The 25,607-nt window shown below is 67.3% G+C and carries 23 protein-coding genes; 9 read left to right on the top strand and 14 right to left on the bottom strand.

The window, feature by feature from the left end; translation table 11 throughout:
* Nucleotides 1–34: 34 nt before the first annotated feature.
* On the bottom strand, nucleotides 35–3,331 hold the full coding sequence (locus ACPCXD_RS10850; RefSeq protein WP_423659524.1) for an arabinosyltransferase domain-containing protein: 3,297 nt from the start codon (nucleotides 3,329–3,331) through the stop codon (nucleotides 35–37).
* A 130-nt stretch (nucleotides 3,332–3,461) separates the two neighbouring features.
* Between ACPCXD_RS10850 and ACPCXD_RS10845 the strand changes: the two genes are divergently transcribed.
* Nucleotides 3,462–6,239, top strand: coding sequence for an FAD-binding and (Fe-S)-binding domain-containing protein (locus tag ACPCXD_RS10845; protein ID WP_423659522.1), 2,778 nt, complete (start codon nucleotides 3,462–3,464; stop codon nucleotides 6,237–6,239).
* Between the two features lie 14 nt (nucleotides 6,240–6,253).
* On the opposite strand, the gene ACPCXD_RS10840 is transcribed toward ACPCXD_RS10845, so the two are convergent.
* The 6 genes from ACPCXD_RS10840 to ACPCXD_RS10815 are packed head-to-tail and all read right to left on the bottom strand — an operon-like array spanning nucleotide 6,254 to nucleotide 9,964.
* The gene (locus ACPCXD_RS10840) at nucleotides 6,254–6,889 is read right to left on the bottom strand and encodes a hypothetical protein (RefSeq protein ID WP_129975884.1); all 636 of its coding nucleotides are present in this window, start codon (nucleotides 6,887–6,889) and stop codon (nucleotides 6,254–6,256) included.
* A 20-nt stretch (nucleotides 6,890–6,909) separates the two neighbouring features.
* The gene (locus ACPCXD_RS10835; RefSeq protein ID WP_160877316.1) at nucleotides 6,910–7,545 is read right to left on the bottom strand and encodes a hypothetical protein; all 636 of its coding nucleotides are present in this window, start codon (nucleotides 7,543–7,545) and stop codon (nucleotides 6,910–6,912) included.
* A gap of 19 nt (nucleotides 7,546–7,564) precedes the next feature.
* Nucleotides 7,565–8,200 (bottom strand): hypothetical protein, encoded by a 636-nt coding sequence (locus ACPCXD_RS10830; protein WP_129975882.1) that lies wholly within the window; start codon nucleotides 8,198–8,200, stop codon nucleotides 7,565–7,567.
* A gap of 32 nt (nucleotides 8,201–8,232) precedes the next feature.
* Complete coding sequence (locus tag ACPCXD_RS10825; RefSeq protein WP_423659519.1) at nucleotides 8,233–9,393, bottom strand: hypothetical protein; 1,161 nt, start codon at nucleotides 9,391–9,393, stop codon at nucleotides 8,233–8,235.
* Nucleotides 9,390–9,665 (bottom strand): hypothetical protein, encoded by a 276-nt coding sequence (locus ACPCXD_RS10820; protein ID WP_277370746.1) that lies wholly within the window; start codon nucleotides 9,663–9,665, stop codon nucleotides 9,390–9,392. The genes ACPCXD_RS10825 and ACPCXD_RS10820 overlap by 4 nt, the downstream gene beginning before the upstream one ends.
* A complete protein-coding gene (locus ACPCXD_RS10815; RefSeq protein WP_423659517.1) occupies nucleotides 9,662–9,964 on the bottom strand; it encodes an SAV_915 family protein in 303 nt (100 codons plus the stop codon). The genes ACPCXD_RS10820 and ACPCXD_RS10815 overlap by 4 nt, the downstream gene beginning before the upstream one ends.
* A gap of 128 nt (nucleotides 9,965–10,092) precedes the next feature.
* On the opposite strand from ACPCXD_RS10815, the gene ACPCXD_RS10810 reads away from it, so the two are divergent.
* Nucleotides 10,093–10,533, top strand: coding sequence for a DoxX family protein (locus ACPCXD_RS10810; RefSeq protein WP_059382146.1), 441 nt, complete (start codon nucleotides 10,093–10,095; stop codon nucleotides 10,531–10,533).
* Here the strand turns inward: ACPCXD_RS10810 and ACPCXD_RS10805 are convergent.
* Entirely contained in the window at nucleotides 10,508–12,436 is a 1,929-nt protein-coding gene (locus ACPCXD_RS10805; RefSeq protein ID WP_226950098.1) for an arabinofuranosyltransferase, read from the bottom strand. The two genes, ACPCXD_RS10810 and ACPCXD_RS10805, sit on opposite strands and share 26 nt — an antisense overlap.
* A 156-nt stretch (nucleotides 12,437–12,592) precedes the next feature.
* On the opposite strand from ACPCXD_RS10805, the gene ACPCXD_RS10800 reads away from it, so the two are divergent.
* A complete protein-coding gene (locus tag ACPCXD_RS10800) occupies nucleotides 12,593–12,913 on the top strand; it encodes a hypothetical protein (RefSeq protein WP_106200786.1) in 321 nt (106 codons plus the stop codon).
* Nucleotides 12,914–12,974: 61 nt separating this feature from the next.
* Here ACPCXD_RS10800 and dprE2 read toward each other — a convergent pair whose 3' ends face one another.
* A complete protein-coding gene (gene dprE2, locus ACPCXD_RS10795) occupies nucleotides 12,975–13,736 on the bottom strand; it encodes a decaprenylphospho-beta-D-erythro-pentofuranosid-2-ulose 2-reductase (protein WP_106200785.1) in 762 nt (253 codons plus the stop codon).
* On the bottom strand, nucleotides 13,736–15,160 hold the full coding sequence (gene dprE1, locus ACPCXD_RS10790) for a decaprenylphosphoryl-beta-D-ribose oxidase (protein WP_230824104.1): 1,425 nt from the start codon (nucleotides 15,158–15,160) through the stop codon (nucleotides 13,736–13,738). The genes dprE2 and dprE1 overlap by 1 nt, the downstream gene beginning before the upstream one ends.
* Before the next feature lie 19 nt (nucleotides 15,161–15,179).
* On the opposite strand from dprE1, the gene ACPCXD_RS10785 reads away from it, so the two are divergent.
* A complete protein-coding gene (locus ACPCXD_RS10785) occupies nucleotides 15,180–15,713 on the top strand; it encodes a GtrA family protein (RefSeq protein WP_016692646.1) in 534 nt (177 codons plus the stop codon).
* Nucleotides 15,714–15,807: 94 nt separating this feature from the next.
* Entirely contained in the window at nucleotides 15,808–16,683 is an 876-nt protein-coding gene (locus tag ACPCXD_RS10780; protein WP_060652250.1) for a PDDEXK-like endonuclease domain-containing protein, read from the top strand.
* Between the two features lie 47 nt (nucleotides 16,684–16,730).
* Here the strand turns inward: ACPCXD_RS10780 and ACPCXD_RS10775 are convergent, their stop codons facing one another.
* The 3 genes from ACPCXD_RS10775 to rfbA form a co-directional block, all read right to left on the bottom strand.
* Nucleotides 16,731–17,174 carry a hypothetical protein gene (locus ACPCXD_RS10775; protein WP_060652249.1) on the bottom strand — a complete coding sequence of 148 codons (444 nt, stop codon included), beginning with the start codon at nucleotides 17,172–17,174 and terminating at the stop codon, nucleotides 16,731–16,733.
* Between the two features lie 93 nt (nucleotides 17,175–17,267).
* Complete coding sequence (rfbC, locus tag ACPCXD_RS10770) at nucleotides 17,268–17,849, bottom strand: dTDP-4-dehydrorhamnose 3,5-epimerase (protein WP_106200782.1); 582 nt, start codon at nucleotides 17,847–17,849, stop codon at nucleotides 17,268–17,270.
* Complete coding sequence (gene rfbA, locus ACPCXD_RS10765; protein WP_059382154.1) at nucleotides 17,850–18,725, bottom strand: glucose-1-phosphate thymidylyltransferase RfbA; 876 nt, start codon at nucleotides 18,723–18,725, stop codon at nucleotides 17,850–17,852. It abuts the gene before it with no gap.
* 33 nt (nucleotides 18,726–18,758) lie between these two features.
* Between rfbA and rfbB the strand changes: the two genes are divergently transcribed.
* The 3 genes from rfbB (at nucleotide 18,759) to ACPCXD_RS10750 (ending at nucleotide 23,323) form a co-directional block, all read left to right on the top strand.
* On the top strand, nucleotides 18,759–19,766 hold the full coding sequence (rfbB, locus tag ACPCXD_RS10760; protein WP_229566793.1) for a dTDP-glucose 4,6-dehydratase: 1,008 nt from the start codon (nucleotides 18,759–18,761) through the stop codon (nucleotides 19,764–19,766).
* 143 nt (nucleotides 19,767–19,909) lie between these two features.
* Entirely contained in the window at nucleotides 19,910–21,814 is a 1,905-nt protein-coding gene (locus tag ACPCXD_RS10755) for a glycosyltransferase (protein WP_039583435.1), read from the top strand.
* Nucleotides 21,815–21,817: 3 nt separating this feature from the next.
* Nucleotides 21,818–23,323 carry a glycosyltransferase family 39 protein gene (locus ACPCXD_RS10750; protein ID WP_423659513.1) on the top strand — a complete coding sequence of 502 codons (1,506 nt, stop codon included), beginning with the start codon at nucleotides 21,818–21,820 and terminating at the stop codon, nucleotides 23,321–23,323.
* On the opposite strand, the gene wzm is transcribed toward ACPCXD_RS10750, so the two are convergent.
* On the bottom strand, nucleotides 23,311–24,159 hold the full coding sequence (wzm, locus tag ACPCXD_RS10745) for a galactan export ABC transporter permease subunit Wzm/RfbD (RefSeq protein ID WP_006553471.1): 849 nt from the start codon (nucleotides 24,157–24,159) through the stop codon (nucleotides 23,311–23,313). The genes ACPCXD_RS10750 and wzm overlap by 13 nt on opposite strands.
* 187 nt (nucleotides 24,160–24,346) lie before the next feature.
* On the opposite strand from wzm, the gene ACPCXD_RS10740 reads away from it, so the two are divergent.
* A complete protein-coding gene (locus ACPCXD_RS10740; RefSeq protein ID WP_423659511.1) occupies nucleotides 24,347–25,594 on the top strand; it encodes an amidohydrolase in 1,248 nt (415 codons plus the stop codon).
* The last annotated feature ends 13 nt before the right edge of the window (nucleotides 25,595–25,607 follow it).

Genomic DNA, 25,607 nt, shown 5'->3' with positions numbered 1-25,607 from the left:
GGTATCCGGCGACGTGGTGTGACGGCACTCGCCCTTACTCGAGCAGGACGGGGACCCCGTCACGGATGCGGCCCGGCGACCACAGGCCGGAGCGGGTTGTCACGTCGGTGGTGACCTCCGCGGGGGAGGCATCCGGGTCGATCGGACGGTACTGCTCGAGCGATCCCCAGTCGCGATCCCAGTCGTGGTTCAGATAGGTGGGGACGGCCTCGGCGTTCAGCAGAAGCGGGATCCAGCCGAGCGGTCCACCGCCGATGTCGTCCTGCCAGCCGTTCGTCGCGTCGGCCCCGACACGGTCCGGGAGGATGCGGTATTCGGGGACCTCGGCGACACCGTTGCGGTGCCCGAACGGTCGCTGGCACGGGAAGGCGAGACCCACCGACCAGTCGATGAGGACGGGGGCGTCGGATCCGACGACCTCCTGCAGGGTCTGCATGCGCGGCATCCGCGGCGGCGTGACCGCGACCCACTGATCGGGGGAGAGGTCACCGTCGTCGACGACGATCCGCACGGCGTCGGCGTCGGCCGGGATCGCGTCGCTCGGCACGCGCAGGTTGCGCCAGGACGGCGACGGGCCGATGTCGATCGGGGCGAGCGTGGCCAGCGGCGTCACGTCGTCCCCGGACGACGAACCGAACTCCAGCAGCACGTCCTGACCGGGGGTGATGACGCCGTCCGGGTCCACGTAGCGGACGCGTCCCGCCGCGGTCACGACCAGCAGCGGTGTCTCGTCGGTGCGCTCCGGCAGCGCGTACCAGCCGGATTCGAGCTCGGCCGACTGCTGCGCGCCGGAGCGGTAGCTGCCGAGGACGGGCGTGGTCTGCGGGTCGAGGCCGAAGGGGAGCTTCACGGTGCTGCCGTTGATGCCTTCGTCGCTGGTGCGACCGCCCTCGGTGCCGGCGCTGGTGGAGGTGGTGGTGCCGCCCTCCTCGCTGTCGACGGTGTTGGCGCCACCGGTCGTGGTGGTCTCCGCATCCGCGGTGAGGTCGAGCGCCACGCCGTTCGGGGTGAAACCGACGGCCGTGCCGTCGCCCAGGGCCTCGCCCGGATCACCGTCGAGAGGCTGCAGCATCGTCGCGTTCGGGTCGGACTCGACGAGCACCTCGTTGGCGAGACCGCAGGAGTTGCCGGTCAGGGCCGCCGCGTTCGACTTGGCGATCGAATACGCCGGGTACTGCGAGACCGCGCCCTTGAGCAGCGACAGCACCTCGAACAGCACCACCGCCGCCGCGACCAGCGTCAGCGGCGCCGACGCCAGGGCCCGCACCCTGCCGTTGCGGTCGGGCCGCGGTGTCGTGAACGGCTCGCGCAGGTGGAACCACGCGGCGAGGAGCAGGGCGAGCACCGTCAGGCCGAGCAGCGCCGTGGAGAAGGCGTAACCGGAGATCGACGGCGGCTTGTCCCACCACGGGATGCCGTAGCTCGAGACGTACCACCAGCCGTTCGAGCCGGTGAAGGCCATCGCCAGGACGAACAACACCCCGGCGGTGAACAGCGCCCGGTTGCGGGCCGATCGGATGCCGACCGAGCCCACCCCGATCGCGGCGAGCGCAGCCACCGACGCGGCCAGGCCCGCGTACACACCGAAGTGGTGCGTCCACTTCGTCGGCGTGAGCATCATGAGCAGCAACGACGCGAAGACGATGCCGAGGATGCGGCGCGACGGTCCGATCGCGGTGCCCGGGATGCGGCCCTTGCGCAGGATCAGCATGACGCACACGACCAGGCACAACAGCATCACGAACACGCCGAACCGGCGGGCCAGCGAACCGTCGGGGGAGACGGTGAGCAGCGCGTCCCAGCGCAGCCGCTCGTCGAACCACGGCACGTTCGGGCCCACGGCCGAACGCACGCGGGTCGCTTCGAGGACCGACGCGAGTGTCTGGTCGGCGAAGACCGCGATGAGCACGACGGTGCCCGACGCGAGGATCGGCGCGAGGGGCGCGACGACACCGACGAGATGCCGGCGCGCGATGAGCACCTTCACCAGCGGGCGCAGCCCGGCGACGAGCGCGGCCACCGCGATCAGACCGGTCGGTCCGGCGGCGAGCGAGAAGGCCGCGACGAGGACCGCGATCGCGGCGGGCAGCATGCGACCGGTCGCGATGGCGCGTTCGATCGAACACCAGGTCAGCAGTGCACCCATTGCGATGATCGGCTCGGGTCGCAGACCGTTGTTGTAGGGGAGCCAGAAGGCGAGGAAGACCAGCCCGGCCGTCCACAGCGACACCCGGCTGTGCCGGACGGCGACGCCGAGCCGGGGGATGACCTCGCGGCTGATGACCATCCAGCACAGGATCGCCGCGATGAGCGTGGGCAGGCGCATCCACACGCTCGACGTCGAGACCTGCGCGAACACGACGAGCACGTCGTAGAACCAGCCGAACGGCGCCTCGGGCACACCGAACCAGCGGAAGTAGTTGGCCATGTATCCGGCGTCGCCGGACACCCGCGCCATGTTGAGGATGTAGCCGTCGTCCGAGGTGTTCGCGCCGAGGATGTGCCAGAGCAGCAGAGTGCCCACGACCACCGCGTCCACGAGGGTGAACCGCCACCAGCGGGCCGGCAGGAACCGGCGCGCGCGGCGCCCGTCGATCCCGTCCAGGCGATGCAGGGCGACGAGCGAGACCAGCGTCGCCAGCGCGCACACGATCATCGCGAGGAGCTTGAGCACCGTGGGGGTCGAGGTGAACCGCGAGTCGAGCTCGGCGCGCACCGACAACCGTTCCGTGGAGTCGTCACCGTCGGGTTCGAAGGCGCCCGCAGGGCCGGTGAGGTCGCTGAAGACACCGACCATCTGCGGCCGCTCGTCGCCTTCGAGCTCGATCGCGACCGGCGGGTCCGCGCCCACGATCTCGGCGGCGGTGCGTTCGGAGTTCGATGCGACCGTCACCGCCGTGCACGGTTCGTCGAGCGGCGCCGAGACGAGCACCGAGTTGCGCAGGACGGCCTCGACGGTGCCGGGGGCGCCGTCCTCACCGGGTACGGCGCGGATCACCAGGCCCTCCGCCGTGGCGTCCGGGGAGCCGGACGGGATGGTCGAGACGAGCGTGCCGCCGTCGGAACCGAGCTGCGCTGCTGCCGCGCACGGCACGCTGACCCGCAGCGTGAGCGGGGCGTAGGTGACGAGCGGCGCCTCGACACTGTCGATGCTGCCGTTCTGCGGCCATTGCAGTTCGCCGGTCTCCTGCCGGACCGGCAGGAACGGAAGGGTCAGAGCCAGCACGAACCCGAGCAGTCCCGACACGATCGCGACGATCCGCGCTGTGCGGACGCGCGATGTCGGGTCGGACGAATCGGTTTTCCCGGGCGAAGCGGTATCGGCTGGCACAAGCGTCGATGCTAGGCGAGTCCCGTCACGGTCCGGGCTCGTGCCGCTCCGCTCGCACCACTCGCGGGTACTCCGCGGTTCTGTCCGACCACGTCCGGAGCGGTGCCTCCCGCCACTAGCATCGCTGTCTATGAGGACCTCCACCCCGATCGGGCGCGCTCTGCGCGCGGCGGGCATCGGGGAGGTCTGCGACGACTCGACCACGCGCGCGCTGTACTCGTCGGACGCCTCTCTCTATCGCGTCCCGCCACAGGCCGTGGTGCGCGCCCGATCGATCGACGACATCGCCACGACCCTCGACGTGTGCCGGCGCGAAGGCGTCCCCCTCACCTCCCGCGGCACCGGCACCTCCCTCGCGGGCAACGCCGTCGGACCCGGCGTCGTCATCGACTTCTCGCGTCACCTGAACCGGGTGCTCTCCGTCGACCCCGAGACCCGGACCGCGCGGGTGCAACCGGGGGTCGTGCAGGCCGAGCTCCAGCGCACCGCGGCACCGCACGGTCTGCGCTTCGGCCCCGATCCGTCCACCCACAACCGATGCACGATCGGCGGGATGATCGGCAACAACGCGTGCGGGGCGCGGGCGCTCGGCTACGGCCGCACGTCCGACAACGTCGTCGCGCTCGAGGTGCTCACCGGCACCGGGCACCCGCTGTCGCTGCCCGGCGAGGACCCGACGCTCGAGCCGCTGCGGGAGATCGTCGCGCGCGATCTCGCAACCATCCGTACCGAATTCGGTCGCTTCGGCCGGCAGGTATCGGGTTACGCACTCGAGCATCTGTTGCCGGAGAACGGATTCGACGTCCGGAAGCTGTTCGTCGGCAGCGAGGGCACCCTCGGGATCACGACCGAGGCGACGGTGCAATTGATCGCCGATCCTGCCGTCCACACGATGGTCGTACTCGGCTATCCCGACATCGTCGCCGCCGGCAATGCCGCGCACGGACTACTCGGGTTCCGGCCCACGGCGTGCGAAGGACTCGACTCGCGGATCGTCGACATCGTCCGGCACCGGCGCGGGCCGGAAGCAGTACCGCCCCTGCCGTCGGGTGCGGCGTGGCTGTTCGTCGAACTGGCCGGCGACGACGCCGACGAAGTGCGCGACCGGGCGAAGGCGCTCGCGCACGCCGCAGCCGCGACCGACGTCCTGCACGTCGAGGACCAGGCGCGGGCCGCCGCGCTGTGGCGCATCCGGGAGGAGGGGGCCGGCCTGTCCGCGAGAAGTCCGAAGGGACTGCCCGCGCACGCGGGATGGGAGGACGCCGCCGTCCCCGCCCACCGCGTCGGCGACTATCTCCGCGACTTCGAGGAACTGCTCGCCGGATACGACGTCACCGGCTATCCCTACGGGCACTTCGCCGACGGATGCATCCACATCCGCCTCGACATCCCGCTCGAGGTTCCCGGCCTGTTCCGCGAATTCCTCTTCGAAGCAGGCAAACTCGTCGCCGAGTACGGCGGGTCGATGTCGGGGGAGCACGGCGACGGCCGGGCCCGGAGCGAACTGCTGCCCCTGATGTACTCGCCCGACGCGCTCGCGCTGTTCGGCGCCGTGAAGTCGGTCTTCGACCCGGAGAACATCCTCAACCCCGGAGTGCTCGTCGACCCGCGTCCCGTCGACGTCGACCTCCGCGTCCCGGCCGCACGGAAGGTTCGTGAGGGTCTGGCCTTCCGCTATCTCGAGGACGGCGGCGACTTCACGCAGGCAGTCCACCGGTGCACCGGGATCGGCAAGTGCCGCGCCGACAACACCGGCACCGGTGGGGTGATGTGCCCGTCCTTCCTCGCGACCCGTGAGGAGAAGGACTCCACCCGAGGACGTGCCCGGGTGCTGCAGGAGATGCTCAACGGTCACCTCGTCGCCGAGTCGTGGCAGTCGCCGGAAGTGCACGAGGCGCTCGATCTGTGCTTGTCGTGCAAGGGATGTCTGTCGGACTGTCCGACCGGAGTCGACATGGCGACCCTCAAATCCGAAGTCCTGCACCAGACCTACCGGGGACGGAGGCGGCCCGCCAGTCACTACGGTCTCGGCAGGCTGCCGCAGTGGGCGGCGATCGCCTCCCGTGCACCACGCGCCGTCAACGCCCTTGCCCGCGCTCCGGGGGTCGCCCCGCTCGGGTTGACCGTCGCCGGTCTCGACCGCCGCCGCCGTGTACCGAGGTTCGCGCCCCGCACCTTCCGGAAGTGGTTCGCCGACACCCTCTCGCAACGATCCCGCACGGGCGACCCGGTGCTGCTGTTCGTCGACACTTTCACCGAGTACTTCACCCCGGAGATCGGGGTTGCCGCCGTGCGCGTGCTCGAAGCCGCCGGACACAGCGTGCACCTCACCGACGAACCCCGCTGCTGCGGCCTGACGTGGATCACCACCGGACAGCTCGACCAGGCCCGGAAGATCCTGGGCCGCACCGTCGCCGAACTCTTCCGCAGCGGCATGCCGATCGTCGGTCTCGAACCGTCGTGTACCGCCGTCCTGCGTTCCGACGCGGTCGAACTGCTCGGGTCCGCACCTGCTCGCCTCGTGGCCGACAGCACCACGACCCTCGCCGAACTCCTCGCCGACTGGGAACCGCCGTCGCTGGACGGCACACGGATCGTCGCACAACCCCACTGCCACCACCACGCCGTCATGGGATGGGGCGCCGACGCCGCCCTGTTGCGACGCGCGGGTGCCGACGTGCAGCGCCTCGCCGGCTGCTGCGGCCTGGCCGGGAATTTCGGAGTCGAACGCGGGCACTACGACGTGTCGGTGGCGGTCGCGCGAACCCAACTGCTGCCGGCCGTCGAGGCGGCATCCGACGACGCGGTGATCCTCGCCGACGGCTACTCGTGCCGTACCCAGCTGAGCGACCTCACGACGCGGCGCGGCACGCATCTGGCGGAGTTGCTGGCCTCACGACTGCCGTAGGCCCGGAGACGTCCTCACCCTCTACGCCGCCGTCCTCTGGTGCGTTCGCTTCGGGTGGGGCGCGGCCCGAGTTCGTAGGGGATCTTCAGGATGTGGCGGGTCTTGGCATCGATGTCGCAGTTGCCGAAGGCGACGGAGTGAAGGATACCGTTGTAGACCAGATCCCACAGGTCGGGGTTGCGCTGAATCTCGCTGATCTTGAACGATTGGATTTTGTTGCCGTGGGCGTCTTTCAGTCGCAGGACACGACTGGGCCCATCAGCGGAGAAGCGGATGCGAGTGAGATGGTAGGTATCGACCCAGCTGTCGTGCCATTGGACCCAGGTGGCACCGGCTGCAGTCCAGTGGTTTCCCTTGCCGAAGAACAACAATAGTGAACTTCCAGGGATGATGACCCACATGATCCACCAGTGGATCCAGCGAAAGTCTCCATTGATGACGGTGAGGTACACGACCAAGATTGCCGCTATGAGGAATGCGCCGATGTATCGGTCGCGCACGGTGGGCTGGAGCCATTCGAGAACGGGGCCGAGATGCTCCGGTGCATCTGGTGGGTTCCGTGGGTTGCGGTCGAGCGGTGTGTATTCCGTGCCGTGGTAGATGCGGGGCGCCCGGGGTGGGCGGGGTTCGCCTGTGATCGAATCCGGCATCGATGGTAGGTCGGCAGCGTTCACCCTCTACGTCCCCGTCCTCTGATGCGCTCGCTACGGGTGGGGCGCGGCCCGAGTTCGTAGGGAATCTTCAGAATGTGGCGGGTTTTGGCGTCGATGTCGCAGTTGCCGGAGGCGACGGAGTGGAGGATGCCGTTGTAGACCAGGTCCCACAGGTCGGGGTTGCGTTGGATCTCGCTGATCTTGAACGAGTGGATCTTGTTGCCGTGTGCATCTTTCAAACGGAGAACGCGGTTCGGCCCGTCGGCTGAAAATCGTATGCGGGTGAGGTGATAGGTGTCAACCCAATCGTCGCGCCACTGCACCCAGGTGGATCCGACTGCGGTCCAATGGTTTCTGGTGGCGCCGAACATCACCCACGCACCCACAGCCATGATGACCCACATGACCCACATGTGGGTCCAGCGAAGGCCTCCGTCGACAAGGGTGAGGTACGCGACCGAGATGCCCACGATGAAGAGCGCGCTCGTGTACTGGTCACGGGCGGTGGGCTGGAGCCATTCGAGAACGGGTCCGAGATGTTCCGGCGCTTCCGGAGGCTTCCGTGGGGATCTGTCGGTCGGCGTGTGCTCGATTCTCTGGTAGATGCGTGGCGCACGGGGTGGTCGCGGCTCTCCGGTATTCGGATCCGGCATTGCGGGTAGATTCACAGCGTCACCCTCTACGCCGCCGTCCTCTGATGCGTTCGCTACGGGTGGGGCGCGGCCCGAGTTCGTAGGGAATCTTCAGGATGTGGCGGGTCTTGGCGTCGATGTCGCAGTGGCCCGACGCGACGGAGTGGAGGATGCCGTTGTAGACGAGATCCCACAGGTCGGGGTTGCGCTGGATCTCGCTGATCTTGAAAGAATGGATCTCGTTGCCGTGGGCATCCTTCAGCCGAAGAACGCGGCTGTAGCCGTCAGCGGAGAATTGGATGCGGGTGAGTTTGTATGTGTCGACCCAACTGCCGCGCCACTGCACCCAACTGACACCGGCTGCTGTCCAGTGGTTTCCGGAGGCCCGGAACATGATCCATGGGAAGAGCGCGAGCAGACCCCATGCCCACCATTCGAGGACCCAGCTGAAACCCCCTGCGCTGATCGTCCCGAATACCGCGAGTAGTCCGGCGAGCATCGCGGCATCGCCGTACTGGTCGCGAAGGGTGGGCTGGAGCCATTCGAGTGTGGGTCCGAGGTGATCCGGTGCCTTCGGTGGGTTTCGGGGCAGTCGGTCGGTCGGTGTGTACTCGGTGCCGTGATGGATGCGCGGTGCGCAGGGTGGGCGGGGTTCCCCGGTGATCGGATCAGGCATCTGAGGCAGGTCGGTTGCATTCATTCGTGACCTCAGAACAGGTTTCCAACCCAGCGGGCTGCGGAACCCGCCGCACCGGAGATGTCGTCCCAGTGCTCGATCACTTCACCTACACCGAACGCTACCCCGACTCCGGCGCCAACTGCCAGCAGTGTCACGGGTCCGCCTGCTGCGCTGGCAAGAATCAGTTCGGTCGCAACTGTTCCCGCGACGAAACCTCCCACGTTCTTGGCTACCGCCTCGACCGCCTCGGTACTGTCATCAGCATTGCTGACATCGTGGAAGGTTTGCCATCCAGTCAAGGCCAACCCGACAACAGGAATTTTGGCTCCGATTTTCGAGAGGGCCGACCCTTCCGGAAGGAAGCTGTCGACGTTCTTTCCGAACAACTGGACGAACTTGTTGTCGCCGAGCCCGGCAAGCAGTCGAGAGTTCTCCGCAGCGAACCGTGCAGCATCGTCCGCTCCGCCTTGGAAGGCTCGAACAGCCCTGGCGGCTGTTGCTTCAGGGTACGGATCGCCAAGTCGCGCCGCTTCGGCAGCAAGCTCACGCAGCCGGGCGAGGGTCGCACCTCGCGTAGCGGCTTCGTTGCCCCATTTCGACAGCTCGGAGACTGTCGTCGCTATGTATCCGCCCACGGTATGCGCCAAGAGCCATTCCCACTGGGCTTCTGCGTCCTTCAGGATCGTCGTTGGCCCGCGCAAGGCTTCCGCGAGCGCGCTGTGCGCCCCAGTTTCGGCCGCGCGACCTTCCGTAACGAACCCCGCAGCCGCCTCGTAGGCTGCGATCTGTTTCGCCCGAAGTACCTGGGGTGCAATGTCGTACGAGTTCGGATCGACGTTGAGTGGCTCACCGATCCCGACGCCGAACTCCACGGGAATACCGGCTTCCGCCGCTGTCGCCTCGGCCTGCGACATGCGTGACCGGGCGGTGGCGAGCCCGTCGGCGAATGCGCGCAGGGCAGCGGCGATCACGTCGATCTGGTCTGCAGCCTCGGTCGTCCAGGTGATGATGCGGTCGAGCGTCGTGCGGAACGCATCTCCCGCAGGGCTTCTGAACTCGAATTCGGATTCGGTGCGTCCGTCGCGTGCCGACTTCAGCCGGTCGTTGACTCCCGTGGCGAGGTCAGCGAGCGAATCCGCACATGCGTAGCAGGAGGTGGGGTCGCCGAAGACCCGGGTGTCGAGACTCATCCCTCACCGGCCTTCGCCATCTCCTGAGCAGTGTGCGACTCGGCGTCCTGGTAGGCGCGCAGACTGTCCTGGGTGGCGTCTGCTGCGTTGGCCAGCGACCGGACCGCTGCGTCCAGCGCGGAAGCAATCGACCCGAGAGCTTCGACGAGCAGCGGGGTGGTGGCACCCGCGTCGGGTATCGGTGCGGGATCGGATCCGAGCTCGTCGATTCCTATTGCTCCGGTCGCCAGGAGTTTCGCGACGGCGTCGAGGTCGCCGATGTCGATGCTCACCGAGTCGCTCTCCTGCCGAGTGGATTCTCGAACGGACGGTCGTCGTCCTCGACTGGGGGCGGAGGTGGTTGTCGACCGTCGAGCAGGACCACGTCGTACCGGGTGGTCCGATGGATCTCCTGCAGCCCTCTGCTGTCGACACCCATCCACGGTTGCTGCGGTCCACAACAGCGGACCAGTTCCTTCAGTGAGGTGTAGGCGGGCAACGCCAACCGGTCGTCGGACAGAGTGCGCATCTCGAGCCGAACCTGCCCGGAACTGTCGCGGCGTCGGATCGGCACATACAGAACGTCGCTCATCGAATCCCCCGATTCCGTCGTACCCCCCGTACGACTCGCCGAGACCCTACCGCAGCCGCGATGAGTTTCCGGCTCCTGCCCGGTCGGTATCTGCGACAGCACCGCTGCCCACCTACCAGGAGGTCGTCATGAACACCTTCACCCCGTCCACCACCGGCACCCGCGACGACACCGCCGCGGCACCCTCACGCACCGCCCGCATCGCAGGCCTGATCGTCAGCGGCCTCGTCGTCCTGTTCCTGCTGTGGGACTCGATCATCCACATCGCCAACGTCTCGCAGGTGCAGGAAGCCATGGCCGATCTCGGATTCGATCCGAGCCTCAACCGCGTGTTCGGCGTGGTCCTGCTGATCTGCCTGATCGCCTACGTCCTGCCGCCCACCGCGATCCTCGGTGCCGTTCTGCTCACCGGTTACCTCGGTGGTGCCGTCGCGACGAATCTGCTCACCGAACAGCCGATCGTCAGCACGACCCTCTTCCCGATCTACACCGGCATCTTCGTCTGGGGTGGATTGTGGTTGCGCGACATCGGAGTTCGTCGGATCATGCCGATTCGCCCGTCGCGGTGACGACGACGAACGGCCCCACCTCGGTCACGGTGAAGCGGGGATCGTCGAAGAGTTCCTTGGGGAAGGTCACCGTGTACCGCCGAACATTGGGATCGTTCGGGTAGACGTCCTCGGCCAGACGCAGCGTGTAGCCCTCGGCGCCCTGTCGGAAGACGACGGCGTCGGGGGCTCGCCACGGCAACTCCTCCCACGCGGCGAGCAGTTCGTCGGCGGAGGAGAGTTCCGACCACTCCTCGATCGCTGCGGCACGCGCGGAGAATTCCGCCAGCGGGTTGGCGTAGTGCGAGGTCAGGGCCTGGAAGCCGAAGTACGGGTAGTAGGCGAGGAAGGACGTGTCGGCCGTGAGGACCACATGGTCGTCACGCTCGCCGCCCAACTGGGACAGCAGGACGTCGTCCACCTCGGCGTAGTAGGACGCGGCACCGGCGGGTCGCTGGTCGGCGCGTTCACCGGCCCCGTCGGTGTCGGTGTAGGCGACGGTGATCTCACCCCCGAGCACCTGCGGGATGTTCTGGGTGAACGCCAGCGCACCGAGAGCGCCCACCGCCACGAGAACCCTGCGCACGCGCGGATTCTCGCTGGTCGCCAGGCTGATCCACCGCGAGAAGTCGACGAAGGCGAATGCGCCTGCCGCAGCGAGCAGTACGAGCAGGATCACCTCGAGACGGAACGCGAGCAGGGTGTTGCCCACGGCGGTCAACGCCATCGACGCGAGGTACCACAGGTAGACCGCGATCACCCCGAGCCCGAGCGCCTGCGCCCGATGCGACGACGACGCGCGGCCCACGAGCCACACGGTGCCCAGCAACGACAACAGTCCGATCAAGGACATGTGGAACATCGGCAACGGCAGTCGCGCACCGGTATCGGGGAGATAGTGCGTTGCGGTACCGGACTCGGACGGGGGATTACCGCCCAGCACGTCGAACACGAACGGCGCCCACACGATCAACGCGACGATCACCGCGATCACCGCGATCACCACGAGACGCACGAGCACCGGAAGGACAGCCCGCCACGACCCGGTGGCGCGACGCGCGATGTACGCCGCGACGACGGCCATCACCGTCACCGCGAACGCCGCGATACCGAGATAGAGGGTGTAGAAGGTCGCTGCGAGACCGAGGAACAGGCCCGTCCCCACGACGGCGCCCCAGCCCTGTCGCACCCGGCCACCGGTCGTAGCGGGCAGGAAACCGCCCCAGGCCAGCACCAACGCCGGCGCGACCAGCACGGCGATCACCGCTCCGTAGGGTTCCGGCGAACCGTAGGCCAGCACGACGAGCGTCGTCGCGGTGGCAGCGAGCACCGCGAGGTCGGAGCGGACCAGTTCGGACCACAACACCAGGGCGACGACCGCCGCGACCGCCAGCGAACCGATCGCATACGGCTTGAACGCTTCCCAGCCGTCCATACCCAGCACGTTCGCGACACGTCCACCGATCCAGAACCACCCGGCCGGATAGAACGACGGCAGATCGGCGTAGTTCATGTCCCGCAACGCCGCGCTGTCCGTCAGCCGCGTGAGGAACTGGGTGCGGAACTCCTGGTCGACGGAGATGCCGTGCAGATAGAGGCGGGTCGCGGCCAGCGGCATCCCGAGGGTCGCGGTGACCAGGCCGGACAGCGCCGCCCACGACAACACCCGCGCCCCCGTCACCCATCTGCGGCGACGCAGCAGATAGATCGACAGGCCGAGCACGGCGAGCGCCGCGAACTGCATGACGGTGGTGACGGCCTGCGTCACGTTCGACGAATTGAACGCCGGCCACTGCACGCGGTCGAAGGCGAACAGCCCCACCGCCGCGACGAGTGCTGCGACGAGCGCTGCGCAGACGAACTGCACGAGCGTCGAGACGGCACGGCGTAACGGGGCTACTGCTACAGGAGTGTCGGCGAGCACCCCACGAGCATAGAGATGCGTCCGCGAGACGAGTGGCGGCCCGATCCGCGCCGCAAAAACGCCGCCGTCCACGGGTCGGGACCTTCATCCTGGAAGTTGCGTCGGGAAACCGGGCCATCGGTACGGCCCGGGGAATCCGAACGAAAGGCTCAGATCATGACAGGTAAAGCGGTTCGTGCGGCCCTTGCAACACTCGCGACGGCACCTCTCCTCGTCTTCGGGGCGGCGCAGGCCTCGGCGTATCCGGTGATCGAACCGGGTGAGCCCGGCGGCCCGATCGACGGCCGGTTGTACGACCACCACGGCGTCGATCCCTACCAGTGCATCGTCCTCGGGACTCCGGGTGTCGGCTACGCGACGAACGAGGCGGGGCAGGACGGCACCGTGAACGGCGTCTTCGTGAACGAAGGGTCGATCAACCACTGGTGCTACGGGCCGCCCGGGATGATCCACAGCGGAACCGGATACGTCCGGTAAACCCTGAACAAGACGACTGCCCCGCCGGAACGGGTCCGGCGGGGCAGCGAGTGCACGTCTGTCAGATCGGCAGCTTGCGGAAAATCGCGCGCGGCAGGTGACGCAGCACGATCATCACGAACCGGAAGGTGCCCGGTGCCCAGACGATCTCCTTGCCGCGATCGGAGGCCGCAACCGCGAGCTTCGCGACGTCCTCCTTGTTCACGGTGAGCGGCGCCTCGTCGACGTGCGCGCTGAACTGCGTGCGCACCTGGCCGGGGCGCACGACGGTCACGCGCGGACCGAACGGACGCAGCGCCTCACCGAGACCGAGATAGAAACCGTCGAGGCCGGCCTTGGTGGAGCCGTAGACGAAGTTGGCGCGCTTCACGCGCTCGCCGGCGACCGACGACATCGCGATGATGCGGCCGAAGCCCTGCGCCTTCATCCTGTCGCCCAGCAGCACACCCACGGAGACCGCGGCCGTGTAGTTGACCTCAGCGACCCGCACGGCCTTGCTCTGGTTCTGCCACAGCTCCTCGGCGTCGGCGTCCAGACCGAAGGCGACGATCGCGATGTCGACGTCGCCGTCCTTCCATGCCTGGTCGATGACGGCCGGGTGGCTCGCGGTGTCGAGCGCGTCGAAGTCGATCAGGTCGACCTGCGTCGCACCCGCGGCCTTCGCCTGGGCGACGGCGTCCTCACGACGCGGGTCGCCGGGCAGGGCCGCGAGGATCACGCGGGCCGGTGCCTTGCGCAGGTACTCCTCGACGATGGCCAGGCCGATCTCGGAGGTGCCACCGAGCAGCAGCAGGGTCTGGGGGTTGCCGACGGCGTTGATCATCAGTGGAGTTCCAACCTTCTGGACATATCGGAGGCGAAGACGTTCGTGGGGTCGACGGAGCGGCGCACCTTCAGCCACTCGTCGATCCGCGGGTACATGGCGTGGAAGGTCTCCGCGTCGGTCCGCGAATCCTTCGCGGTGTAGAGGCGACCACCGAACTCGAGGACCCGCTTGTCGAGTTCGCGCACGAACTCGTTCAGGCCCGGCTTGATCCGGAAGTCGACGCAGATGTTCCAGCCGGGGATGGGGAAGCTGAGCGGAGCCTTGTTCCCTTCACCGAACAGCTTGAACACGTTCAGGAACGAGTGGTGTCCCGACGCCTGGATGTCGCGGATGATCTTCTTGAACTCGTCGACCGCTTCCGGCGGCACCACGAACTGGTACTGCAGGAAGCCGTTGGGTCCGTAGCCGCGGTTCCACTCCCCGAACAGGTCGAGGGGGTGGTAGAACGCCGTCAGATTCTGGACCTGGTTGTCGGCGTTCTTCGTCTTCCGGTAGTACAGCTCACCGATCACCGAGAAGTTGAACTTGTTGGCCAGCCCGTTCGGGAATACGTCGGGCAGGGTCAGCAGGGTCGGCGCGTCGAACTTGAGCGGGTCCTTCTGCAGCTTCTTCGGCAGCTGGTCGAGCTTCGCGAGGTTGCCTCGGGAGACTGCGGCGCGGCCGAGCTTCGGCTCCGGCGAGATGGCGTCGAACCATGCGCTGGAGTAGTCGTAGTTCGCTTCCGAACCGTCGCTGTGCAGGGCGATCGTCTCGTCGAGCGATTCGGTGCGGCGACTGTCGGCGATGAAGTACGCCGTCTCCGTGGGGGTCATCTCGATGGTCGCGCGCAGGATGATGCCTGTCAGACCCATTCCGCCCACGGTCGCCCAGAACAGCTTGGCGTTGCGCCCGGTGGGGGTGCACGTGCGGACCTGGCCGTCGGCGGTGAGCAGGTCGATGGACTTGACGTGGTTGCCGAAGCTGCCCGCGCTGTGGTGGTTCTTGCCGTGGATGTCGGCACCGATCGCACCACCGATGGTGACCTGGCGCGTGCCCGGCAGGACGGGCACCCACAGACCGAACGGCAGCGCGGCGCGCATGAGCTGGTCGAGGCTCACACCACCGTCCACCACGACCTTGCGGGAGTCACGGTCGATGCTGTGGATCTTGTTCAGCGCCGTCATGTCGATGACGAGCCCGCCCGCGTTCTGCGCCGGATCGCCGTAGGAGCGTCCGAGCCCGCGTGCGATCACGCCGCGCCGCAGGTGCGACGGCTTCGACTCGTTGTCTTCCGCGACTCGCGCAACGGCCTTCGCGATCACGTCGACGTCGGGAGTGGACAGCACCTCTGCGGTGGTCGGCGCGGTGCGCCCCCAGCCGGTCAGGGTGCGGGTCTGGGTGGGGAGCGGCTCGCTCGCGTGCTCCGTAGCTGTCGTGGACATCGGGGTAAAGGCTACCCGTGTGTCCTGGTCACCCGGCAAGATGCTGTTCCTCACGGGCGTTACCCTCGTCTGCGTGCCGGAATCCCACGACCATGTGCAGCCGCTGCCGGAGCACCACGCCCCGCTGGCTCCCGAACTGCCGTTGACCGATTCGACGGCCGACGAGGCGCTGGACCTGAAGACGCAGCTCACACGGTTCGTCCTGACCGGCGGGTTCTCGGCGATCGTCGACTACGGCCTGTACGTCCTGCTCATGGCACTGGGCGTCACCCGCGACGTGGCGAAGGCCCTGTCGTTCGTGGCCGGCACCACCACCGCCTACCTGATCAACCGCCGCTGGACCTTCAAGGCCCCGCCGAGCCGCGTCCGCTTCGCGGCTGTGGTGGTCCTGTACGCCGTGACGTTCGCCGCACAGGTCGGCATCAACCGCGTACTCAACGAAGCCCTCGGCGACGAGTGGTGGGTCACGCCCTTCGCCTTCGTCGTCGCCCAGGGCACTGCGACGGTGATCAACTTCGTCGTCCAGCGGGTCGTGATCTTCCGCCTCCGCTGATCGATTTGGTTGGTTCGACGGCGGTATGCGCGGTTGATCCAACCAAATCGCACAGGTGGGGAACCGTTCGGGAGCCTGTGGCGTCGAACCGGATATGTCACGCTCCCGAGCGCACGCGATCATGGCCCGGCAGGACGGTGTCGTCACCCGAGATCAGGCTGTGAGATGCGGACTGAGCATCGCGATCATCGACCATTACGTGCGATCCGGCGAATGGGTCTCCCTGGCGCCCGGTATCTACCTGCGCGCCGACCGGGAGCGTACTCCGTCGGTGCATTTGCGCACCGCGGTCTACAGCGCGGGACGTGCGGCGACGGCGTGGGGTCCGAGCGCCGCGTGGTGGCACGGCATCCTCGACAGGTCTCCCGCCCGTTACTTCGTCACCGTCCCACACGGGCGGGCCATCGTGAGGAACGGGAATGTGCACCTCCGTCGCAGGGACCTGCCCGCCGACGACATCGTGACCGTGCGCGGGCTGCGGGTCACAGGTGTACCTCTCACGGTGTTGGAGGCAGCGGTCGAGCTGAAAGAGGGTTCCGTCCTCATGGACAGAGCACTTCAACGACACACGTCATTGGCTCTGCTGGAGCGGTCCCACCGCCGGAATCCGGGACGTCGTGGGTCGCGCGCTGCGGAGAAATTGTTGTGCACCGCCCGGGACGGCGGGCATTCCCAGGCCGAACGCATCTTCCATCGGCTGCTACGTCAGGCAGGCCTCACCGGTTGGCGTGCACACGTGATGAGCTGTGGATACGAGATCGACGTCGCGTTCGAGGCCGAGCGGGTGGCGATAGAGATCGACGGATGGGCGTGGCATCGCGACGCAGACCGTCACCGCCACGACATCGAAAGACAGAACGTCCTCATCAACGCAGGATGGCACGTTCTGCGATTCACCTGGCACATGTTGACGCAGGACCCGGACGGCGTCGTACGCCGGATCCGTGCGGCACTCGGCCGCACCCGATGATCCGGTTGTTCCGACCGCGCTGAACGCCGTCGGAACAACCAGATCTGCTATCGGGCGGTCCAGTTGGCGACGCCACGAACGGCGGTGACGCTGACGTTGCCATCGATCGTGACGTATGCCGAGATCTCCCCGGCACCCGTTTCCGAGGGGAGCAGAGTGCTGTTGGCACGTACCTTCCCGCGCTCACCTGTGGTCTCGTTGTGCCAGTGCACGGTGCAGGGGCAGAACGGTGATCCGATTCCCCCGATCCAGAACGGCAGTTCGGGAGAGGCGGGGTCGGTTCGGAGCACGACCGGTGCATCGATGAACGGGGTTGCGTTGCCGGCATACCCGCTCGAACCCGTATCGAGGTGCAGACCCACCGTATTGGTGAACGTGGTCCAGTTCGAGTCCGCGGAAGCGGTGGAAGTTCCGGCAACAGCGAGGCCGGCGGTAACGGCGGCTGCGACGCCGACGCTCGCTACCCGTCCGAGGGTGGTGTTCGACTTCACGGTCGGATCCTGTCTCTTCGGTATGTCGGTGAGGGAAGCACTGTCCTGGCTATCGGCAAGAGTCCCAGGATGTTACGGATCGGTGGCTGAGCCCTATGCGTGCGGGAGACGACCCGCTTCGCGGGCGTCGGCCAGGGTGGGGGCGGCCTGGTCCTTCGCCGACAGTTCGTAGGTCAACAATCTGCCGTCGGCACCTGTTGTGGGCCAGTCGATCCCGATTTCCGGGTCGAGGGGGTGCACCTCGTGCTCGCGGTCGGGGTTGTAGCCCGTCGAGCACAGGTAGACGACGGTCGAGTTGTCCTCGAGGGCGAGGAAACCGTGGCCGAGGCCCTCGGACAGGAAGATCGCGCGACGGTCCTTCGTGTCCAGCAGTACCGAATCCCACTGTCCGAAGGTCGGCGATCCGACCCGCAGGTCGACGACGACGTCGAGCACCGACCCCGACACGCACGTGACGTATTTCGCCTGTCCCGGAGGGACATCCGCGTAGTGGATGCCGCGCAGTACCCCGGTGGCGGAGACCGAGCAGTTCGCCTGCGCCAACTCCAGAGGCCGGCCGGCGGCGTCGGTGAAACTCTCCTGCTTGAACCATTCGAGGAACACACCCCGGTCGTCGCCGAACTGTTTCGGCGTGATCTCCCACGCCCCGGCGATCGTCAGTTCGCGGTACTGCACCTAGCGGTCCTTTCCTCGTTCGAGCAGATCCAGCAGGTAGCTGCCGTAGCCCGACTTCACCAGCGGCTCGGCCGCGGCGCGCAACTGCTCGTCGTCGATGAACCCGAGCCGCCAGGCGACCTCCTCGGGTGCGCCGATCTTCAGGCCCTGGCGTTGTTCGATGGTGCGCACATAGTTCGACGCGTCGAGCAGCGAGTCGAAGGTGCCGGTGTCGAGCCAGGCGGTGCCGCGCGGCAGCACCTCGACCTGCAGTTTCCCCGCCTCCAGATAGGTGCGGTTGACGTCGGTGATCTCCAGCTCGCCGCGCGCCGACGGCGTCAACGAGCGGGCGATCTCGACGACGTCGTTGTCGTAGAAGTACAGACCCGGAACCGCGAAGTTCGACTTCGGGTCGTCGGGTTTCTCCTCGAGCGACAGGGCGCGACCGGTCGAGTCGAACTCGATCACCCCGTAGGCCGACGGGTCGGACACCCGGTACGCGAAGACCGCCCCGCCGTCGATGTGCGCGAAGCGTTTGAGCTGCGTGCCCAGGCCCGGGCCGTAGAAGATGTTGTCGCCGAGGATCAATGCGACCGGGTCGGTGCCGATGTGGTCGGCGCCGAGCACGAAGGCCTGCGCCAGACCGTCGGGGGAGGGCTGGATCGCGTAGGTGATGTTCACCCCGAACTGCGAGCCGTCGCCGAGCAACCAGTGGAACTGCTCGGCGTCGTGTGGGGTGGTGATCATGAGGATGTCGCGGATCCCGGCGAGCATGAGCGTCGAGAGCGGGTAGTAGATCATCGGCTTGTCGTAGACGGGCACGAGCTGCTTGCTCACGCCCTGGGTGATCGGATGCAGACGCGAGCCCGTCCCACCCGCGAGGATGATTCCGCGCATGTCGGACAGTCTCGCATGAGTAGGCTTGCCCCAATGAGGCTGCTCGTCACCGGTGGTGCCGGTTTCATCGGCGCGAACTTCGTCCATCAGACCGTCGCGGAACGACCCGACACGCAGGTCACCGTGCTCGACAAGCTCACCTACGCCGGCAACCGTGCCTCCCTCGACCCCGTCGCCGAGAAGATCACCTTCGTCGAAGGTGACATCGCCGACGCCGACCTCGTCGACCGGCTCGTCGCCGACACCGATCTGGTGGTGCACTTCGCCGCCGAATCCCACAACGACAACTCGCTGTCCAACCCCGCGCCGTTCGTGCACACCAATCTCGTGGGCACCTTCACCCTGCTCGAGGCCGTCCGCAGGTACGACGTGCGCTATCACCACATCTCCACCGACGAGGTCTACGGCGACCTCGCCCTCGACGACCCCGCCCGCTTCACCGAGGCCACCGCCTACAACCCGTCGAGCCCCTACTCGTCGACCAAGGCCGGCTCGGATCTGCTGGTACGCGCCTGGGTGCGCTCGTTCGGCGTCCGCGCGACCATCTCGAACTGCTCGAACAACTACGGCCCCTATCAGCACGTGGAGAAGTTCATCCCCCGCCAGATCACCAACGTGCTCACCGGTGTGCGCCCCAAGCTCTACGGCACCGGCACGAACGTGCGCGACTGGATCCACGTCGACGACCACAACAGCGCGGTGTGGACGATCATCGAACACGGACAGCTCGGCGAGACCTATCTGATCGGCGCCGACGGGGAGACCGACAACCGCACCGTCGTCGAAACCGTCCTCGAACTGTGCGGCAAGGACAGGACCGAGTTCGATTTCGTCACCGACCGCCCCGGCCACGACCTGCGCTACGCCATCGACGCGACCCGCCTGCGCACCGAACTGGGCTGGCAACCCCGCTACCGCGACTTCCGTGAGGGCCTGGCCGCGACCATCGACTGGTACCGCGCCAACGAGCAGTGGTGGACGCCACAGAAGCACGTCACCGAGGCCGGCTACAGCCGCACCGAGCGCGTTCTGGGCGGATAACCTGCGCCGTTCGGGGTGATCCCGGCACAATTCGCGAATGGGTCGAAACACTGGTGCACGACGCACACAACCGTGGAGCTCCTGTTTCCGCTGCTACTGTCGCATCGAAAACAGCGGATCGACCACGAGCGGGGAGTAGCCCGATGGAGCAGGCAGCTGCCGGCGACACAAGCACGATCGGACATGACGCGGACACGCTGGACGAGGTTCTCACCGAGCCGGTGCGTCGCGACCGGCTGATCGTCCAGCGCGGCGTCTTCGCATCCCTGTCGCCGCGCGTGCCGGAGAAGATGTACGTCCACACCAAGGGCGACGCGGCGTCCGACCGTTACGGGCTGCAGCTCGCCGACGGCGCGACCGCCCACACCAACACCTACTTCGGGCGCTTCCCCGCGACGTTCTGGCAGCGCTGGACCGACGTGAAGACCGTGAACCTGCAGCTCACCTACGGCTGCTCCGGTACCGCGAAGTTCACCGTGTGGGCCTCCGACGCCCGCGGGCGCGAGCGGATCGTGACGGTCGAGACGGTGTCGGGTTCGGGCGAGCTCGACCTCGAGCTGCCGATCGAACGGTTCGTCGACGGCGGTGCGATGTGGTTTGCCGTCGACGCCAGCAACGGATCGGTGCTCGTCTCCGACGCGCGCTGGACGGTCGCCGCGCCCGAGCGCCTGCGACCCGCCGCGGTCGTCATCTGCACGTTCAACCGCGCCGACGACTGCACCGTCACCGTCGGCACCCTCGCCTCGGACGACGGGGCGATGGCCGACATCGAAGCGGTGTGCATCGTCGACCAGGGCACCGATCAGGTGCGCTCGCGTTCGGCGTTCGCCGAGGTCGCCGACAAGCTCGGCGACAAGCTCATCTACCTGACCCAGCCGAATCTCGGTGGTGCGGGTGGCTTCTCGCGTGGCATGTACGAGATCACCGGCTCCGCCAAGGCCGAGCACGCCAACGTCATCGTCATGGACGACGACATCCTGTGCGAACCCGAATCGGTGTTGCGTCTCAACGCTTTCGCGAACATGACGGTGCAGCCGACCATCGTCGGCGCCCAGATGCTGTCGTTGAGCAACCCGCAGGTCCTGCACGTCTCGGCCGAGCGCGAGGTGCTCGACGAGATCACCGCCGGCGCACTGACTCCGGGTGCGCGCATGGGCATCGATCTCGTGAAGAAGAAGCAGGACATGCGTTTCGACGCCGGCTGGAACGGCTGGTGGACCTGCCTGCTGCCCGCCGAGATCATCGCCGACTGCGGCCTGCCCATCCCGTTGTTCTTCCAGTGGGACGACATCGAATACGGCATCCGCGCCCGCTACGCGGGGCACCCGACGGTCACCCTGCCCAATGCGGGTGTGTGGCACGCCGACTTCTACCTCAAGGACTACGACGACTGGGCGCGCTACTTCAGCATCCGCAACGGTCTGATCGTCTCGTCCATCTACGGGCGCTTCGACGGCAACGACATGTCGAAGTACCTGTTCCGCAAGATCAGTGAGCTCATCGTCTCGATGCAGTACGGGCTCGCCGCGACCTTCATCAAGGCCGCGGAGGACTTCCTCGCCGGACCGGACTTCCTCTACGACGGCGGCCAGTCGGTGCTGAAGGAATTGCGCGAACTGCGCGACCGCTATCCCGAGACGAAGCCGCTGCCGGCCGCGCAGGTGGGTGCCGAATCCGACCCGCACACGCAGATGTCGGTGTGGCAGTTCGAGCCCGACAAGAAGCGCGAGGGCCTGGTGCTGCTCAAGCGTGCCGTGCAGCAGTTCGCCGGCAAGGTCGACCGCCGGACGGTCACCGTGCCCGCGCACTTCGCGTCGTGGTGGCACGTGTCGTTGTTCGACAAGGCCGTCGTCACCGACGCCTCGCAGAACGCCGTGCGGGTGCGTCACCGCGACAAGGACACCGCCGTCGAACTCGCGAAGCACGCCGCGAAGGTGTGCTGGCAGCTCCGCAAGGAAGCTCCCCGGATGAAGACGGTCTGGCAGGAAGCGCTGCCCAAGCTCACGAGCCGCGAGAACTGGGCGCGCCTGTACGGCATCGACGGGTAGACCGTGCGGGCATGGTCGCTTCCCGTGCTCGTCGGGGTTGCGACCGTGCTCGTCGCAGGGGCGTTCTCGTGGGTGCCCTCGCTGTGGTGGGACGAGGCCGCAACCATCTCGAGTGCCGACCGGTCCGTCGAGGGGATGCTCCGCGTCCACACCCGGATCGACGCCGTCCACGGCCTGCACAACCTTCTGCTGCACCACTGGTTCTCGCTGGTGGGCGTCGACGAGTTCACCGCCCGCCTTCCGGGTGTCCTCGCGCTCGGGGTGGGTGCCGCCGCTGTCACCGCGACCGGCCAGGTGCTGGCGGGTCGTCGCGTGGGGATCGCCGCCGGGGTGCTGTTCGCGCTGTCGCCGCGGGTGACCTGGGCAGCCACCGAAGCGCGATCCTATGCCTTCGCTGTGGGGCTGGTCGCGGTGTTGTCGCTGCTGGTCGCGCTCGGATGCACGACCGGCCGTAGACGCTGGTGGGCGCTGTACGCCGTCGTCCTGCCCGTCGCGACGGTGATGTTCGTGTACTCCGCGACGGTGGTCGTCGCGCATCTGTTCACCGTGCTGGTCCGTGGTCGTGGACGCGGCGCGTTCCTGCTGTCCGCAGGGGTGGGCGCGGCCTTGTCGACGCCGTTCGTGCTGCTCGCGTACTCGCAGGCCAAGCAGGTCGCGTGGATTCCCCCGCTCGACTCGACGATCGTCCGCACGATCGCTCTCGACCAGTGGTTCCCGCAGGCCCCGTGGACGGCGGCATTGTGCGCCGCGATCACCGTGGGTGGGGTGATCGTCGCGGTCCGTCGTGGTGCGGAGCCGGGGGAGCGCACCCTGCTCTGGCTCGCGGTACCGGGCTTCGCCGTGCCGATGGTGCTGTTGCTCGGCTACTCGCTGCTCGAGGACAACATGTACCTCGAGCGCTATCTGTCGTTCACGGTGCCCGCGATGGTGCTGCTGGTGGGCTGGGCCGCAGCCCGCGTTGCCACGCGCTGGTGGTCGATGCTGATCGTGCTGACGGCGGTCGCCGTCAGCGTCGCGCCGGCCTACGTGCAGCAGCGACAGCCGTTCGGCAAGCCAGGCGGGATGGACTACAGCGTGATCGCCGACCGGTTGGTCGAACGCTCCGAACCAGGCGACTGTGTTGCCTTCGAACCGCGCGTCTCGTGGGCACCCACGTCACTGCGCGCCGTCGTCGACGCCCGGCCCGACGCGGTGGAGGGACTCGACGACGTGGGGCTCGGATACGACGCCGTCGACCGCGTGAACCTGTGGTCGACCGACGCCCCGCCACCGGAACTCGCCCGACGCGCGGCGACCCGATGCGAGGTGCTGTGGGTGATCGCCGACGGCGAGCGCGAGACCGGCTTCCGGGTGTGGCACCCGAACAACGTGTGGTGGCGGTTCGACCCCCACCGGTTCACCGAGACCGACACCTACCGGGAGCTCGAGGCCGTCGGTTTCCGGATCACCGACAGGGAGCAGATCCACCGTTCACAGCTCGTCCGGCTCGAACCGACTCAGACCCAGTAGGCGACGCGCGAGCGGTAGTTGCGCAGCGCGAGCAGGGCGATACCCCAGCCGACGACGGTGATGATCAGGACGATGACCCAGTGGTAGAGCTGCTGGTCGCCGCCGAGCAGCGGGGTCCGCACGATGTCGAGGAAGTGGTAGAGCGGGTTGATCTCGGCGATCCGCGCCCGCCCTTCGTTGCCGGTGCCCTCGAGCGTCTTCTCCGTCCAGATGATCGGCGTCATGAAGAACAGCAACTGGACGATGCTGCCGAGCAGCGGCGCGATGTCGCGGTAGCGCGTGGCGAGGATGCCGAACACCAGCGACACCCAGACCGCGTTGATCGCGATCAACGCCAGCGCCGGGATGGCGAGGAAGGCCGTCCAGTACAGCTGACGTGGGAAGAAGATGAAGATGCCGATGTAGATGACGATGTTGTGCGCGAACAGGATCATCTGCCGCCACACCAGCCGGTAGACGTGCACACTCAACGGCGTCGGCAACTGTTTGATCAGGCCCTCGTTGGACATGAACACGTCCGCGCCCTCGAGGATCGACCCCTGGATCAGGTTCCAGATGATGAAGCCGAGCGCGACGTACGGCAGGAACTCCGGGACATCGAGGTTGAACAGCGTGCCGTAGAGCACACCCATCGCGATCGCCGACACACCCGTGGCGATCGTGATCCAGAACGGACCGAGCACCGACCGGCGGTAGCGCTGCTTGATGTCCTGCCAGCCGAGCAGCAACCACAGTTCGCGGTGGTTGAAGCCTTCGCGCAGATCCTGGAACGCGCGCCGGAACGAGCGTGAGGACGACTCGATGGGTTCGTCGTCGACGGTGAGGGCATCAGACACGGGTCCCGAGCCTACCCGCGGCGCAAATGCGGCCTGCCGGGGCGCGGGGTCGACGGGACCGCCGTGCGTGTGCAGGTCCTGTCGATCTTGCACGATTTTCTCGACGAGAACTGCACGCCCGTGTCGATCGCGGTCCGGTGCGGTATCCGGAGCGTGGCACCATCGATCCGACTACCGGGGAGAGATCATGACGCGTGCTTTGCAGGGTTTGGACGAGATCCGCGCGGACCAGGAGAACTTCTACCGCGACCTGCATGCCCATCCGGAGTTGTCGCATCAGGAGACGCGCACCGCGGCCGAGGTGGCCGACCGATTGCGGGCCGCGGGATGCGAGGTGCACACCGATGTGGGCGGCACCGGCGTGGTGGGCGTTCTGCACAACGGGGACGGCCCCGGTGTGCTGCTGCGCGCCGATATGGACGCACTGCCTGTCCGGGAGAAGACGGGTTTGGACTATGCCAGCGCGGCGATGGCGACGGATGCGGACGGAAACGAGACTCCTGTCATGCACGCGTGCGGACACGACGTGCACGTCGCGTGCCTGGTCGGTGCGGTGGAACTGCTGGCCCGGTCGACCGCGCAGTGGCGGGGCAGACTCGTCGCGGTGTTCCAGCCCGGGGAGGAGGTCGCGGATGGTGCCCGCCGGATGGTGGACGACGGGCTCGCCAGGATCGTCGGAAAGGTAGATGTGGCGTTGTGCCAACACGTACTCGCTTTCCCTGCCGGTCTCGTCGGTACGCGCAGCGGTCCCACCCTCTCGGCCGCGGACAGCATGCGCATCACCGTCCACGGCCGGGGAGCACACGGGTCGATGCCGCAGGCTTCCGTCGACCCGGTCGTGCTCGCCGCCGTGATCGTCATCAGGTTGCAGACGATCGTCGCCCGCGAGACACAGCCGGGGGAGCCGGTGGTGCTCACCGTCGGCAGTGTCCAGGCGGGGACGAAGAGCAATGTCATCCCGGACGAGGCGACGATTCTGCTCAACATCCGCACCTACGACGAGGACACCCGCCGCTCGATCCTGGCTGCCGTGAAGCGGATCGTCGTCGCCGAGTGCGAGGCGTCCCGCTCGCCGCGATCACCCGAGTTCGAACTGTTCGACCGGTACCCGATGACGGACAACGACCCCGTGGTCACCGAGCAGGTCGCGGCAGCGTTCGCCCAGCACTTCGGGGACGACGCCGGCGAACTTCCGCTGCAGACGGCGAGTGAGGACTTCAGCGACATCCCACGTGCCCTCGGCATTCCCTACACGTACTGGGGAATCGGTGGCGTCGATCCCGATCTCTACCGGCAGGCCGAAACCGAAGGACGCATCGCCGACGATGTGCCGGTCAACCACTCGGCCACGTTCGCCCCGCTGATCCAGCCCACCCTCGACACCGGAACGGCAGCGCTGGTCGTCGCTGCGCGAACGTTCCTGGAAGACACGTGACGAGCGGAGGCGT

It is taken from the genome of Rhodococcus sp. AB351 (assembly GCF_049538275.1).
GTDB lineage: Bacteria > Actinomycetota > Actinomycetes > Mycobacteriales > Mycobacteriaceae > Rhodococcus.
The sequence above is the reverse complement of the archived record's forward strand: the minus strand, read 5'-3'. Positions and strand labels throughout refer to the sequence as shown.

Bases quoted from the DNA above. Each gene is read 5' to 3' on its own strand.
- rfbB (WP_229566793.1), top strand. From the start codon at position 18,759: ATGAGGCTGCTCGTCACCGGTGGTGCCGGTTTCATCGGCGCGAACTTC.
- ACPCXD_RS10815 (WP_423659517.1), bottom strand. From the start codon at position 9,964: ATGAGCGACGTTCTGTATGTGCCGATCCGACGCCGCGACAGTTCCGGG.
- ACPCXD_RS10780 (WP_060652250.1), top strand. From the start codon at position 15,808: ATGTCACGCTCCCGAGCGCACGCGATCATGGCCCGGCAGGACGGTGTC.
- ACPCXD_RS10755 (WP_039583435.1), top strand. From the start codon at position 19,910: ATGGAGCAGGCAGCTGCCGGCGACACAAGCACGATCGGACATGACGCG.
- ACPCXD_RS10835 (WP_160877316.1), bottom strand. From the start codon at position 7,545: ATGCCGGATCCGAATACCGGAGAGCCGCGACCACCCCGTGCGCCACGC.
- dprE2 (WP_106200785.1), bottom strand. From the start codon at position 13,736: ATGATCAACGCCGTCGGCAACCCCCAGACCCTGCTGCTGCTCGGTGGC.
- ACPCXD_RS10800 (WP_106200786.1), top strand. From the start codon at position 12,593: ATGACAGGTAAAGCGGTTCGTGCGGCCCTTGCAACACTCGCGACGGCA.
- ACPCXD_RS10845 (WP_423659522.1), top strand. From the start codon at position 3,462: ATGAGGACCTCCACCCCGATCGGGCGCGCTCTGCGCGCGGCGGGCATC.
- ACPCXD_RS10840 (WP_129975884.1), bottom strand. From the start codon at position 6,889: ATGCCGGATTCGATCACAGGCGAACCCCGCCCACCCCGGGCGCCCCGC.
- dprE1 (WP_230824104.1), bottom strand. From the start codon at position 15,160: ATGTCCACGACAGCTACGGAGCACGCGAGCGAGCCGCTCCCCACCCAG.
- ACPCXD_RS10830 (WP_129975882.1), bottom strand. From the start codon at position 8,200: ATGCCTGATCCGATCACCGGGGAACCCCGCCCACCCTGCGCACCGCGC.
- ACPCXD_RS10825 (WP_423659519.1), bottom strand. From the start codon at position 9,393: ATGAGTCTCGACACCCGGGTCTTCGGCGACCCCACCTCCTGCTACGCA.
- ACPCXD_RS10810 (WP_059382146.1), top strand. From the start codon at position 10,093: ATGAACACCTTCACCCCGTCCACCACCGGCACCCGCGACGACACCGCC.
- ACPCXD_RS10740 (WP_423659511.1), top strand. From the start codon at position 24,347: ATGACGCGTGCTTTGCAGGGTTTGGACGAGATCCGCGCGGACCAGGAG.
- rfbA (WP_059382154.1), bottom strand. From the start codon at position 18,725: ATGCGCGGAATCATCCTCGCGGGTGGGACGGGCTCGCGTCTGCATCCG.